This is a genomic window from Streptomyces sp. NPDC058579 (assembly GCF_042718575.1).
Taxonomy (GTDB): domain Bacteria; phylum Actinomycetota; class Actinomycetes; order Streptomycetales; family Streptomycetaceae; genus Streptomyces.
In genome coordinates, this window is the sequence record NZ_JBHXPI010000017.1 from 39,501 (window position 1) to 53,570 (window position 14,070).

The 14,070-nt window shown below is 72.5% G+C and carries 9 protein-coding genes; 7 read left to right on the top strand and 2 right to left on the bottom strand.

The annotated features are described in order from the left end of the window. Nucleotides 1-13: 13 nt before the first annotated feature. A complete protein-coding gene (locus tag ACFWRO_RS20445; RefSeq protein ID WP_384512146.1) occupies nt 14-2,518 on the bottom strand; it encodes a hypothetical protein in 2,505 nt (834 codons plus the stop codon). Next, the gene (gene eccCa, locus ACFWRO_RS20450) at nt 2,515-6,615 is read right to left on the bottom strand and encodes a type VII secretion protein EccCa (protein ID WP_384512269.1); all 4,101 of its coding nucleotides are present in this window, start codon (nt 6,613-6,615) and stop codon (nt 2,515-2,517) included. Before eccCa ends, ACFWRO_RS20445 begins: the two co-directional genes overlap by 4 nt. 308 nt (nt 6,616-6,923) lie before the next feature. On the opposite strand from eccCa, the gene ACFWRO_RS20455 reads away from it, so the two are divergent. The 7 genes from ACFWRO_RS20455 (at nt 6,924) to ACFWRO_RS20485 (ending at nt 14,032) form a co-directional block, all read left to right on the top strand. Then, entirely contained in the window at nt 6,924-7,331 is a 408-nt protein-coding gene (locus ACFWRO_RS20455) for a hypothetical protein (RefSeq protein ID WP_384512148.1), read from the top strand. A gap of 82 nt (nt 7,332-7,413) precedes the next feature. Further along, complete coding sequence (gene eccD / locus ACFWRO_RS20460; protein ID WP_384512150.1) at nt 7,414-8,793, top strand: type VII secretion integral membrane protein EccD; 1,380 nt, start codon at nt 7,414-7,416, stop codon at nt 8,791-8,793. A 132-nt stretch (nt 8,794-8,925) separates the two neighbouring features. Beyond that, nucleotides 8,926-10,389: a type VII secretion protein EccB gene (gene eccB, locus ACFWRO_RS20465; RefSeq protein ID WP_384512152.1), complete on the top strand. Its 1,464-nt coding sequence runs from the start codon at nt 8,926-8,928 to the stop codon at nt 10,387-10,389. Nucleotides 10,390-10,461: 72 nt separating this feature from the next. Then, nucleotides 10,462-10,800 carry a hypothetical protein gene (locus tag ACFWRO_RS20470; protein WP_384512154.1) on the top strand — a complete coding sequence of 113 codons (339 nt, stop codon included), beginning with the start codon at nt 10,462-10,464 and terminating at the stop codon, nt 10,798-10,800. A gap of 67 nt (nt 10,801-10,867) precedes the next feature. Continuing rightward, nucleotides 10,868-11,164, top strand: coding sequence for a WXG100 family type VII secretion target (locus tag ACFWRO_RS20475; RefSeq protein ID WP_384512156.1), 297 nt, complete (start codon nt 10,868-10,870; stop codon nt 11,162-11,164). A 173-nt stretch (nt 11,165-11,337) separates the two neighbouring features. After that, nucleotides 11,338-11,811 (top strand): hypothetical protein, encoded by a 474-nt coding sequence (locus tag ACFWRO_RS20480; RefSeq protein WP_384512158.1) that lies wholly within the window; start codon nt 11,338-11,340, stop codon nt 11,809-11,811. A gap of 40 nt (nt 11,812-11,851) precedes the next feature. Continuing rightward, nucleotides 11,852-14,032: a hypothetical protein gene (locus ACFWRO_RS20485; protein WP_384512160.1), complete on the top strand. Its 2,181-nt coding sequence runs from the start codon at nt 11,852-11,854 to the stop codon at nt 14,030-14,032. The last annotated feature ends 38 nt before the right edge of the window (nt 14,033-14,070 follow it).

The following is a 14,070-nucleotide window of genomic DNA, read 5'->3' on the forward strand; positions in this document are numbered from 1 at the left end:
GTGAGGCCCGACGTCAGTGGAGGGCGGCTCCCGGGGACAGGTGGTAGCGGGTGGCGTCCGGCAGGGGACGGCGGTCCTCGGGGGCGAGCATGTCCCTGCGCTCGAACCAGGCCGTCAGCTGGGTCCGTGCCCGGCCGTCCCTCTCCCTGAACCGGTCGTCAGAGGCACCGGCCGAAGCCTCAGCGGCCTCGGCGGGCGAGATCTCACGCAGGAGCACCCGGATCGGGCCCTCGTCGTCTTCGGGCGGCCGCAGGGCCAGGACCGAGAAGGCCGTTCCCGGCGGGAACACCACCTCGGGTTCGTCGTCCGGGCCACCGAACACGGACGTACGGCGGCCCGTGGTGGACCAGACGCCGAACTCGACGGACCCCTCCAACTCGGCGTCGCACGCCGGGACCGCCGCGACGGGGGCGGGCTCCACGAGGAGGGTGCCCGGCATGTACCGGTCCAGTGGCACGTCCTCGGCCGGGGCCGCGAGCATGACGGCCCCGTAGTGACCGGGCAGCCGGCGCAGCCCCGAGCCGAGGCAGCACAGCAGGTGCGCCAACGGCCCGGGCCCCGCGTCCCGGGCGGCCGCGACCAGGCCTGCGCGGGAGACCGGGTCGGGGGCGTCGGAGTGGTAGAGCGCGACGGCGACCAAGTCGGGCTTGAGGTCGTCCTGCGGCGACGACCGGAGGGACGGCAACCGCGAGGCCAGCCGCTCGGCTTTGCCGGCGAGGAGGTGATACCGCTCGCCGAGCAACTCCCGCAGCGCGGCGCGGTCGCGGGGGGTGCTGCGGACGGCTGGGCCGGCCGGCGCCGGTACGGCTGGGGCCGGCACCGCGGGTGCTACGGGCGGCTGTTGAGCCGCCGGGACGGACCGGGGGCCGGGCGGTGCGGCCGGGTCCGGCACGGAGACCGGGTCCGGCGCCGTCGGGGCGGACGCAGCGGGCTCCAGGTGTGCCGGGGCCTGGGGTCCACCCCCGGACCCAGTCGCGCGGGGCGCGGCCTCCTCGGCCTCGTACGGTAGGGCCGACACAGGCTCAGACCCGCTGTCGGTCCCGTCCGGTGCGCCCGGGGCAGGTGCGAGCCCGCCGTCGGCCCGGTCGGGCGCGGGACCGCCCTCGGGCCCGTCCAGTACAGCCGGAAGGGCGAGCCAGGTCAGGCCGTGGGTGTCGGCCCATGCGCGGGTGGTCTCCGGGTCGGTTCCCGGGCCGTCGGCCAGCAGGCCGTACGGGGCGGTGGCGCCCAGGTCCGGGAGTGCGGCCAGGACGGTGGGCAGGGCCTCCCAGACCTCCGGGTCGGCGCTGTGGAGCCTGTCGCCGACGACCAGTACCGGGCGGACCGGGTCGGGGCGCAGCGCGCGGGGCCACGGGGCGGCCGGGGTTCCCTCGGGGCGCAGCCACAGCCCAGCCGGTACGGCCTCCAGCTCCCAGCCCGCGCACACGCCCCGGTGCACGGCCGGAGCCTTCGAGTCGAGCCCGGGCAGGCGCAGCCATGCCGAGGGGACGACGCGGCGGTGCTCGGGCGAGGCGGTGAGCTCGACCAGCAGGGGTTGCCACGTGGGCGTACCCCGCTCGTCGAGGAACGTCGTCGCGTGGTCGTCGGCGGTGCGTACGGGCAGGCCGACGGCCACCCGTACGGTCCGGGCGAACCGGACGGCCAGGGCGACGGCCATGCCGGTGAGTTCGGCCGGGTCTGCCCAGGGAGCGGCCAGGAACAGGCCGTCCGGCTCCGGGGCGGCCTCGGCCACGAGGTCCAGGAGTTCGGCGGTCGGCAGCGCCGGCTGCCGCGGTGAACCGACACCGATGAACAGGTCGTCGGGCCCGACGCCGATGAGCGTCTCGACGACCTCCGGTACCGACCCCAGCCAGAACCCGCCCGGAACGGGCCGGCAGCGCGGACCGCCGCCGTCCCGCTCCGCGTACACGCCGCCGCTGGACTCCGACACGACCGGGACGGGCGGGCCCGGGGGCCCGGGCGGCGGCTCCTCCTGCCCTGACGCCTCGGGCATCCGCTCGGCCGGGGCCGGGTCGACCTGGTCCGGGTCGACCTGGTCCGAGTCGGCCGACTCCACAGGCGCCCCCTCCTCCGGCACCCGCGGAGGCCACCCCGGGCCCAACTCCCTTGCCGTGCACCCGGGTTCGCTCAGCCACCACGTGCCCGGCGGGGTCACCCGTAGGGAGCCGTCCGGTTCGACCGCGACCATGGTGTCAGGGGCAATCACCGGGAAGGCGGCCGTCGTGGCCACCGCGTCGAGCGGGCGGGTGCCGTCCGGGCCCGCGGCGGCCAGGCCCGAAGCGGCCAGCACCAGCCGGGCCGCGCCTCGGTCGGTGGCCAGGGCCACCAGGTCCGGCAGGGAGCGGCGCAGGACCGGCGCCGCGTCGGGCGCGGCGGCCAGGACCAGTACGGCGTCGGACAGCGGAGCCAGGCCGCTCAGGGCTGCCGCCAGGGCGGGCTCGGCCTCCTCGGGGGCGATGACCAGGTGCGGGCCGACGGGCCACACCCTCGATCCGGCCGGTGGCGGCGAGGTGCTCATCCGGGGATTCCGTTCTGCGGGTCGTGGCCGTCGGGGTCGAGCAGCGGCGTCTGGAGCTGCACCGTCCGGCGCCGGGTGATGTGCAGGGCGCGGCCCGCGGGCAGCACCTTCGGCTTGGTGTTGCCGAAGAGGTAGCCCTCGCTCGGCGGACACGACAGCAGCACGGCGGGGGTGTTGACGTCCTGGAGCTTGCGCAGGAGCTGGTCGCCCAGGCCCCGGCCGGCCCCGTTCGCGGAGCGGGCGACGATGACGTGCAGGCCGATCTCGGCGCCCTGGGCGAGGTGGTCGAGGACCGCCGCGAACGGGTGCGCCGACATCGTGCCGCCCACCAGGTCGTAGTCGTCCACGATCACGAACAGCTCAGGACCGCTCCACCAGTCCCGCGCCCGCAGTCGGTCGGGGGTGATGTCGGCGGACGGCACCCGGTTGGCGATGGCCTTCCCGGCGCCGGTGATCATCTGCCGCAACGGGTCGGCGGAGACGGCGTACCCGAGCCGGTACTCCTCGGGCACCGTCTCGTACATCTCGCGCCGGAAGTCGACCAGCATGATGCGGCCCTGGTCGGGCGTGTACGCGCGCATGATCTGGGTGGTGATGTGTTTGAGCAGGTTGGTCTTGCCGGACTCGCTGTCGCCGACGACGATCAGGTGCGGGTCCTGCGAGAAGTCGTGCCACAGCGGCTGGACTTCGTGCTCCTCCAGGCCGAGCGGAATTCGCAACGACCCGTGCGGCTCGGGCAGTTCGGCCGCATCCAGCATCAGCGGCAGCATCCGGACCTCCGGCGCCCGCGGGCCCGTCCAGTGGTCCGCGACGACGTCGACCAGATCGGCGACGCCCTCGCTCAGGTCGTGCGCGGTGCCGATGCCGTCCGTGCGGGGCAGTGCGCACAGGAAGTGCATCTGGTCGTCGGTCAGTCCGCGTCCGGGGATCTTGGGCACCTTGCCGGCCGCGCGCATGTTGATGACGGAGTCCACCGCGTCGCCGAGGCGCAGTTCGAACCGGGTCTGGAGCTGGTCGCGCAGGGCGCCGGTGATCTCGCCCCAGCGCGTGGTGCCGATGAGCAGGTGGACACCGTAGTTGAGGCCCCGCTGGGAGATCAGGGTGAGGGCCGGGACCAGGTCCATGAACTCCTGGCGCAGGGTGTTCCAGCCGTCGACGACCAGGAACACGTCCCCGTGCGGGTCGTCGGGCAGCTCCCCCGCCGCCTTCTTGCGGCGGAAAGCGGCTACGGAGTCGATGCCGAGTTCCGCGAAGTACTTCTCGCGGCGGGTGATGACCGAGTTGACCTCGGCGATGGTCCGGGTGACTCGGTCGGGGTCGTGGCGGCCGGTGATCCCGCCGACGTGCGGCAGTCCGCGCAGGCCCGAGAGGGTGCCACCGCCGAAGTCCAGGCAGTAGAACTGCACTTCGGCCGGGGTGTGGGTGAGCGCGAGGCCCGTCATGAGGGTGCGGATCAGGGTGGACTTGCCGGACTGCGGGGCGCCGGCGACGCCGATGTGCCCGTCGGCGCCGCCGAGGTCGGCCACGAGCAGGTCGCGTACCTGCTGGAAGGGGCGGTCGATCACGCCCACCGGGACCTTGAGGCCACCGCGCGCCGCGCCCTCCACGGTGAAGCCGTACGTGGGGTCGGGCCCGATCGGGGGCAGCAGTTCGTCCAGCGTCGGCGGGACGTCGAGGGGCGGCAGCCACACCTGGTAGGCGGGGGGACCGGCGTCCAGGAGTCGTTCGGCGGCGATGTCGAGGAGAGACCGGGTCTCCTCGGCCTCCGGCTCCTGCTCCTGCTCCTCTTCCGGTACGGCGGGCAGGGTGCGAGGGGCCACGTACTCGGTGCCGAAGGCCACGACCTGGCCCTCGATGACGGCGCGCCGGGCCGACGGGCGCAGCTTCTGCTTGTACGCGCCCGACACGTAGGCGGCCTTGAAGCGGGTGAGGGTGGAGATGTCGCTGCGCAGGTAGCCGTTGCCGGGCTGGGACGGCAGCTGGTAGGCGTCGGGCACGCCGAGCACACCCCGGGACTCCATCGCGGAGAAGGTGCGCAGACCGACCCGGTACGAGAGGTGGGACTCCAACTGGTGAACCCGGCCCTCGTCCAGGCGCTGCGAGGCGAGCAGCAGATGGACTCCGAGGGACCGGCCGAGGCGGCCGATCATGACGAAGAGGTCCATGAAGTCCCGGTGGGCGGAGAGCAGTTCGGAGAACTCGTCGACCACGACGAAGAGGGTGGGCAGCGGGTCGAGCGGGGTGCCCGACGCGCGGGCAGTCTCGTACTCCAGGAGCGAGGAGTAGTTGCCGGCGGCGCGCAGCAGTTCCTGACGGCGGATCATCTCGCCGTGGAGGGCGTCGCGCATCCGGTCCACCAGGTCCGCCTCGTCGGCGAGGTTGGTGATGACCGCGGAGGTGTGGGGCAGCCGGTCGAGCCCGAGGAAGGTCGCGCCGCCCTTGAAGTCGACCAGGACGAAGTTGAGGATCTCCGAGGAGTGGGTCAGGGCCAGGGCGAGGACCAGCGTGCGCAGCAGCTCGGACTTGCCGGAGCCGGTGGCGCCGATGAGCATGCCGTGCGGGCCCATGCCTCCTTGCGCGGACTCCTTGATGTCGAGGTCGATGGGGCTGCCGTCGGGGCCGAGTCCGAGCGGGACGCGCAGCTTGTTGGACTGGTTGCGCTGGGCCCACTGCTGCTTGACGTCGAAGCGGTACAGGTCGTGGATGCCGAGCAGGGCCGTCAGGTCGAAGTCGGTGGCCAGCGGCTCGCCGGCGTCGACGCTGTCGCCGAGCCGGTACGGGGCCATCAGCGCGGCGAGGCGGGTGGCGGCGGCCGGGGACAGCCCGTCGGGCCGGCCGAGCGCGGTGACCTCGTCCTTGCGGTTGCGGTCGGCGGCGACCATCTCCAGGGCGCTGTCGCAGCCGTCCCCGCCGCCGGTGACGCGCAGCCGGAGGGTGAGCCGGCTGTGCTTCCACTCCAGGGCGGAGTCGATGTCGATGACGGTGGCATTGCGGTAGCCGCCGAGGGCGGCCCGATGGGGAGCGCCGAACGTCGCTCCGTCGAGCACGATCACCGTGTACGGCTCGTCACGGCTCGGGGTGACATCGGGCTCGTACGGCGGCCGGGCGCCGAACTCGTCCCCGAGCAGCTGCTCCAGTTCACCGATGGTGGCGGCGACGAGCCGGAGCGGTCCTGCGCCGTCGGTCTCGCTCGGGTGCAGGGCGTGCGGCAGCCACTTGGTCCACTCCCAGTGGGTCCGCCGGTCGGGCGGGGCGACCACGGCGATGCGCAGCTCGTCGGGCGCGTGGAAGGTGGCGAGCTGGGCGAGGACGGCCCGTACCAGGGCGCGGGGCTGCTCGTCGAGCGGCACGGGCGACGGGGTGGGGGCGGCGGCGGGGGTGGGTCCTGCCGAGGTCTCCTCTCCCGCCGTGGTGCCGGCCGGGGGCTCAGAGGAATCCGGAGAATCCGGGGACGCGGAGGACTCCGGCGGCTCTACGGAATCCGGCGACTCGGCCCGGATCAGGACGTGCGCGAAACCGCGCAGGTGGATGGCGACGGGCTGGCCGGCGACCGAGGCGTACGCGTGGATGAAGCGCCGGAGCGCGTGGGCGCTGAGCGGTTCGAGGTCCTCGACCGGCTTGGTGGCGAGCGGCGCCAGGCGTACGGCGAGGCGCTGCGCCCCGAGGGCGATCCGTACGTCGCTGAAGTCGGGGTGGGACGACCGCCGCTCCCACAGCCGGGAGGTGCGTACCAGCGAGGCCAGTTCGGCCGGGTCCGGGTTGCGCCAGGCCAGGGCCTCCTGCTGGCGCCGGATCTCCTTGCGGACCTGGCGCCGCATCTGGGTGAGGTAGCGCAGGTAGTCGCGCCGTTCGCCGGTGAGCTCCTCCTTGCGGTCGGCGTTGCCGCGGATGATCTGGACGACGATCATGCCGATGGCGGACACGGCCATGGTGCCCATGGCGATGTACGTCATGAGGCCGCCGTTGGGCCGCAGGAAGATGAACACCATGGACAGCGAGGACAGCGCCATCGGGACCATCGTGATGATGCTCCCGATACCGTTCTGCTTCTCGGGCAGTACGGGCGGTTCCTGAAGCTGGATCTCGCCGTCCGGCATCTCGGGCCCCGGCCGCCGTGGCGGGCGGTTGACTAGCACGACGCTCAACGAAAAAGCTCCTCACGCCTCGCCGGCCGACTGGGTTCGGCGGTCTCCTTGCCCAGACGGGAACGGGTGCGCGGGGCGGGGCGGTTCAACCGCGGCGCAAGAGGGGTGGTGAACCCTCGGGGTCCCGGCACACGTTGCGTACGCCGTCGGAGCGGACGCGGACGAACGGTGAAAGAGTGTGCATCCATGCGTGCGTCTACGGGCGGTCGCCGAGCCATCGCGCGAGGCGGCGCCGCGGCGGTGGGAGCTGTGGGAGAACGGTGCGGACGGACGACCCTACGCAGGATTACGACGACGAGCGGGCCGACGGTCACGCGGACGAAGTCCGCGCCCTGCTGCGCTCGTGGTCGGCGCACGCCGTCCCCGCGCCCGACGATCCGGCTGCCGGCACCGCCCTGGACGTACCGCCGGCCGCCGTGGCCGAGGTGACGGACGCGGTGCTCCGCCTCCTGGGACAACCCGCCGGTCCGCTGCCAGCCGGGTCCGACGAGCTCTGCCGCATCGCCCGGGTGCTCGTGGTGGACGAGCATCCCTCGGCGGCCGGATGGACCGAGGCCGAGCGGGTGGACGTGGCCCGCTGGATCGCCGTACTCATCGCGCGCGACGGCGAGGAGGGCGTCCAGTCCCTGGTGCGCGAGCTACGTCGGCGCGACCACCCGGGGCACTGAACCCGCCACCCGGATCCGCCCGTTCAACTGGCCGCCGAGGGCTTTTCGGCCTCGGCTGGACAGCGGGAAGGACACGCGGGCAGTGAGCGGTAGCGCGGTGGCGGGGCTGTGCCGATTGAGATTCCATGGACCGCACAAGGTCGTCGAGCTCTCCGTACCGGCCGACGTGCCCCTGGCGGACCTGTTGCCGACGATCATCGGCTACGCCGGGGACGACCTCGACGAGGAGGCCGCCGAGGCGGGCGGCTGGGTGGTCCAGCGACTCGGTGAGGAGCCCCTGGACGACGAGCGGTCGGCGGAGGCACTGGGCCTGCGGGACGGCGAGCAGGTGTACCTGCGACTGCGCCGGGAGTCGCTGCCGCCGGTCCACTTCGACGACGTCATCGACGGTGTCGCGGCCGGTCTTGAGGCGCGCGACGACTCCTGGCGTCCCGCGCTGACCCACCATCTGACGCTCGGTGTCGCGCTGTTCGCGCTTGCGGGCGGTCTCGTGCTGCTCGTCCTCTCCCGTGACCTCGGCCAACTGCGCGCGGTCACGGCGGCCGTGACCGGAGGGCTGCTGCTGCTCGGCGCGGCGAGTGCCGCCCGGGCGGTGGGCGACGCCGGGGCCGGTACGGCGCTCGGGGCGGCTGCGGTCCCCTACCTGGCCCTGGCCGGTGCGCTGTTGCCGGCGGGCAGCGGTGACCTGACCGCCGCGCGGCTGCTCGCGGGCAGCTCGGCGGCGGCGGGCGGGGCGGTGCTCGCGCTGGCCGCCGTGGCCTGCTCGGCACCGCTGTTCCTCGGGCTGCTCGTCACGGCGGTGGCCGGGGCCATCACCGGGGCCATCACCCTGGCGGGGCTCACCGCGGTGGAGACGGCCGCGCTGCTCGCCGTCCTGGTGGTGGCGTTCGCGGCCTTCCTGCCCGGGCTCGCCTTCCGGATGTCGGGGCTCAAGCTGCCGGCGCTGCCGCGCAGTGCCGACGAGCTCCAGGAGGAGATCGAGCCGTACCCGGCGCAGGACGTACTGGACCGCAGTGCCGTGGCCGACGGCTATCTGACTTCCTTCCACGTGGTGACCGCCGTGCTCTGCGCCGGCTGCCTGACGCCGATCGCCATGGGGGCCGGCTGGCCGGCGGTGGCGCTTGCGGCCGCGCTGTCCCTGCTGCTGGTCCTGCACGCGCGCGAGGTGGGCTCCCTGTGGCAGCGGCTGGCCCTGGTCCTGGCCGGTGTGTACGGACTGGCCCTGCTCACCGCGCGGTGGGCGATCGCGCTCGACTCCACCGGCCGGCTGGGGCTGATGGCCGGTCTTACGAGCGTGGCCTCGGTCCTGGCCATCGTCTCGTGGACCGTGCCGGGGCGGCGGATGCTGCCGTACTGGGGCCGGGCCGCCGACCTGCTGCACAGCGCGCTGGCGATGAGCCTGCTGCCGCTCGCGCTGACCGAGGCCGGAGTCTTCGCCTGGGTCCGCGGGCTCACCGGCTGACCGACGGCCGGACCGGCGACCGGCCCAAAGCCGGGCTGGCGACCGACCACGGCCGGGCCATCGGCGCACCGCGCCGAACCGCCGACGGCCGCCCCGGCCCCCTGACAGAACCGTTCCCGCAGAGGAGTTCACATGCAGTCCAGGCGCGACCAGGTGCAGGCCCACCTGTTCGTGATGAGCAGACTCGGGGCCGGCATGCTGCGGGGCGAACCCGACGCACTGGACCTCCCGACCCGGCGCACCACCCGCGGGGTGCGCATGGGGCTGTTCATCGCCCTTCTGATCGCGCTGGTCATGGGCCTGTACGGGGCCATCAAGCCGGGCGGCGCGGCCGGCTGGGCCAAGCCGGGCACCCTTGTGGTGGTGAAGGAGACGGGCGCCCGCTACCTGTTCGTCGGCGGGCAGTTGCGGCCGGTGCTCAACCAGGCCAGTGCCCGGCTGGTGGCCGGGGAGAAGATGACCGTCTCCCAGGTCAGCCTGAACTCGCTGCGGGCGGTGCCGCGCGGCGGGCCGGTCGGCATCGTGGGCGCGCCTGACGGGCTGCCGGCGAAGTCCCAGTTGGTGGGCGGTGCCTGGCTCGTCTGCGGGCTTGTCAGCCGTACGTCGTCCGGGGAGGCCGCACCGGTCCTTTCGGTGGCCGTCGGGGCCGGCGGGCCTGGCCAGGTCCTCGCGCCGGAGCAGGGGCTGCTGGTGGCGACCGCCGACGGCGCCCGGCACGTGCTGTGGCAGGGCAAGCGGCTACGGCTGAACACGGGCGGGGGCGCGGGCACGGCGCTCGGCTACGGTACGGCCACGCCCTTCCCGGTGGCGCCGTCCTTCCTCAATTCGCTCCCGTCCGGCCCCGATCTGTCGCCGCCGGACGTCCCGGGGCGGGGCTCGGCCGGCCCCGTGCTGGCCGGGCGCCAGACCCGGGTCGGGCAGCTGTTCACCGGCCCGGGCGGGGAACCGTACGTCCTGACGCGGCAGGGCCTCGCGCCGCTCGGCCAGACCCTGTTCGAGCTGCTGCGCGGAGACCCGAGGACCCAGCGGGACGCGTACGCGGGGGCGCCGGCGCTCGCCGTACCGGTGGGCGCGGCCGATCTCGCCGCGCACCCGGCGCCGGCCGGGACCCTGGCAGGAGCCGGGCTGCCCGCGACGCCGCCGAGGCTGGTGGCCGCCGGGGCGGGCCAGGGGGTGTGCACGTCGGTCACGGCCTCACCGCAGGGGCCGCGCACGCTGGTGACCGTGGTCGACGCGGCGGAGGTGGCCGGTGCGCCGCCCGCCGCCCAGCCGGGGGTGGTGACCGGGTGTGGCACGGCCGACCGGGTCTCCGTACAGCCGGGCGGCGGTGCCCTGGTCCGGGCGCTTTCCGGGGCGGGGGCGGGCGGGACGACGTACCTGGTGGCGGAGAACGGCGTGAAGTACCCGCTGCCGTCCGAGGAAGCCACGAAGACCCTCGGCTACGCCGGCAGTGCCCCCGTGGGTCTGCCCTCGACGCTGCTGACCCTGCTCCCGACCGGCCCGAGCCTGGACCCGGCCGCGTTGGCCTCGGCGAGCCTGGTCGAACCGCCCGCAGGCCCCGCCGACGCGCCGTGTCCGGGTGCCCCGCGCCGGTGAACCCCTGGCCTGGGCGGCGCCGTTCACCCTGCCGGGAATCCCACGCACATTCCGTCCGACCAAGGAGATCAGGTGCCCGAGAACCTCGATGCCAACCTCAAGGTGTCGTCAGCGGTCCTCACGCAGACCCTCGACCGCCTCGAGGGGCACGTCCAGACGATGGAGCGGTCCTACACGCAGTCCGAGGAGATCGCCTCCGACGTGGCGCGGACGATGGTGTCCACGGCCGGCCAGAAGTTCGTCGCGAAGATCGAGAACTGGCAGCGTGGTTACCGCTCGGTGATGGCCGAGTACAAGGACCTCGTCGACGCCGTCCACTACACCAGCAAGGTCATGACCGACACCGCCGGCGAGGCGGACTCCAACATGGACCTCTGGTCCAGCGACGTCTACGACATCCTCGGCAAGTGAGCCCGGCCGGCTCCCCGTCGCTCCTCTGCCCTTCCACCACCCCTCCCCTTCTGCACAAGGAGTCCCCATGAGCGAAATGGACATGAACATCCAGCACGCTCCGCTCGCCGAGGCCAACGAGCGGATGCGGCAGGTCGCCGCGACCATGCACAACGCCCTCTCCGACATGGTCAATCAACTCGACGCCGTCAAGACCGAGTTCACCGGTGAGGCGGCCAAGGAGTTCGAGGAGTTCAAGCGGGCCGTCAGCATCCTGGACCAGCAGCTGTCCACGCAGTTCACCCAGGGCGCCGACCTCCTGGAGAACGCCCACGACATCATCAGGAACGGCGACCGCAAGAGCGCCTACCTGTTCCAGCGCTGACCCACCCCGACGGCAGGCACACGCGCACCCGGACCCGGCCCTGGGCAGTCGCCCGCGGGCCGGGTCCTCGCATGCCCAGGGGTGAACCACCGGGTGCGGGGCCTCCGTTCTTCCTGCCGAACACCGCACAGCCACAGCCCGATACGAATCGACACGACGGCAGGAGAGGTCCCATGGCGACCACGCCCCCCAAGGACGACCGGAACGACCCGGACAACGACGACGGGGACGACAAGGATTCGTTCGAGATCACCGAAGCGATCCTCCTTGACTTCGCCAACAAGTTCGAAAGTCTCCTCAAGGACATCGGCGAGAACCCCTCCCTCCAGAGCCTGACCCAGTGGGCCAACGGGAACCTCATCGGTGACGACGGCAAACTCCTGCCGGGAAACACGAGCGAACTGGCGAGCGCCAATGAGGTGCAGGCGGCGTTCCAGGCCCTGTGCAAGCAGGTGACCACCGGACTCAGCACCTTCCGCGGCGTCGCCGACAGCGGCTTCCTGACGCTGAAGACCATCAAGGCCATCCTCGACAACACCTCCGACGACGCCATCAGCGTCACCGAGATGTGGGAGATCCTCAACTCGATCCAGACGGGCGCCAAGACGCAGACCATGGACACGTCGAACCCGCCGCCGAAGAAGTAGCCGACCACCCTCGCCCTGCCGACAGGAGTTCCGCGCGATCATGCCGGTCAACAAGAAGTGGGAAGAAGCCCTCAAGATCTTCATGGGTACGACCGGCAATCTGGCGGATCGCAACGCGGTGGCCGGTGCGGGATCGGCCAGGTGGGTCATGGACAAGAGCCTGCGCATCGTCGAGAACGCGGCGGCGGGCCAGGACTGGAGCAAGACGTTCGACTTCCACTGGAGCGGATACGCGACGCTCACCGACGGCTCGGGGGCGAACGTCGCTCCGCCCGTCTTCTACGTGGTGGGCTTCAACCTCGACTGGAAGAACGTCTTCGACAACATGACGTCGAAGTGGAATCTATGGTTCCACGACCCTGACAAGACCCTCACGCCCCTGGTGGCCTCGCCGTACAAGAACGACATCGTCAACGCCACGACGTTCGATCACGCCGCGACGCAGGTCAAGGGGATCGTCGAGTGGTTCGACCACTGGGTGCCGACCATCAAGGGCTGGGCGGAGTCGATCGATTCCGACGCGTCCGACTGGAAGGGCAGCGCGGCCGGCTCGTTCCGGAAGTTCCTGAACGTGATCAACGTGGAGATGAGCAAGGTCAGGCTCGACCTCACATCGCCGTACGACTACATCACGATGCTGACCGCGACCAAGGAACAGCTCTCGAAGTCCACCCTGGGCATGTACAACGGGTTCCACGCCTGGAAGCAGACACCCAACTGCAACGCGGTCAATCTGATGCGCGAGGTGTTCAACCAGGTCATGACGGGTGCGCAGATCCAGGTCAACTGGCAGCCCTACGTGCTCGGCGACACGTACGGCTACGAGCCGGTCCTGCAGAAGATCGTCGACGGGGGAGGCTCCGACGTCACCAACTCGGCCTGGGTCGACGGCGTCGAGGGGGAGGCCAAGAAGCGCTGGCTCGCGAACCTGACCCCTCTGGACACGACCGCGAGCGAGCAGGTCGGCGCGCTCGACGCGGCGTACCTCAAGTTGGCGGGCGCGCTGAAGGAGGGCGTCTACCAGCCCAACATCACGATGCCGGGCGGCAGTACGGGGCCGAACGGCCCCACCAACGGCCCCACGAACAACCCGCTCAACGACCTCTTGAACAAGTTGAACCCGGGCGGCAAGAACGGGCCCGGCGGCGCGGGCGGCCCGAAGGACATCCCCAAGCCGGGCGGCGGCGCAGGCACCCCGGGCGGCAAGCCGCCGGGAGGCACTCCCGGCAACCTTCCGGGCAAGAACGGGCCGGGCGGCATCCCCGGCAACCTGCCCGGCAAGAACGGGCCGGGCCAGAACGGTCCGGGCAACAAGCCGCCGGGCGGCCTCCCGGGCACCCCAGGTACGTCGCCCGGGCCTGGCGCCGGCGGCAATGTGCCGCTGCTCGACAAGAACGGCAAGCCGGTGCTCGGCCCGGACGGCAAGCCGGTGATGGTGCCGCCCGGTTCCCGGATCGGCAAGGACGGCAAGGTCTACGACTCGAAGGGCAACCCGGTCCTGGGCCCGAACGGCAAGCCGGTCGTCGCGCCGCCCGGCGGCAAGGTGGGCACACTGCCCACCAACAACGGCCAGCCCGGCAACGGCCAGCCGGGGACGATCCCTGGCACCAACCCGTACGACCAGATCAGGCTCCCCGAGGGAGCGAAGATCCTGGAGAACGGCACCCTGGTCGACGCGAAGGGCAAACCGCTGCTCGACGCCAACGGCAACCCCTACACGCTGCCGAAGGGGACCACCATCAAGGACGGCATCCTCGTCGACGCGAACGGCAAGCCCCTCAGCCGTACGAACCAGCTGCTGACGAACGCCGAGCACGCGATCGGCTCGCGACCGCCGAGGCCCCACACCCAGAGCGGCAGCCTGCCGTTCCCCGAGTACAAGGGCGGCGGCGGACTCGGCGACGGCCCGAAGCTGAAGGGCAACCCGGGGACCACCGGCGCGATGACCGGGATCAGCGAACGGGCGGCCCAGAACCTCGGGTCCCTGGCGAGCAGTCCGGCCGCGGCGGCGGCCAACGCCACCGGTCAGCAGCAGCGGACGGGGCTCGGGGGCCAGCAGCAGGGGCAGCCCCCGATGATGCCGCCGATGAGCCCCGGCGCGGGCGCAGGGGCGGGCGCACCCAACCAGGGCAAGGACCGCCAGCGCACCACATGGCTGACCGAGGACGAGGAGGTCTGGGGCACGGACACCGGCTCGGTCAGCGGAGTCATCGGCCGCTGACCGCCGCTGCCACGCCCTTCCTCCCAGTCCCCCCGTAC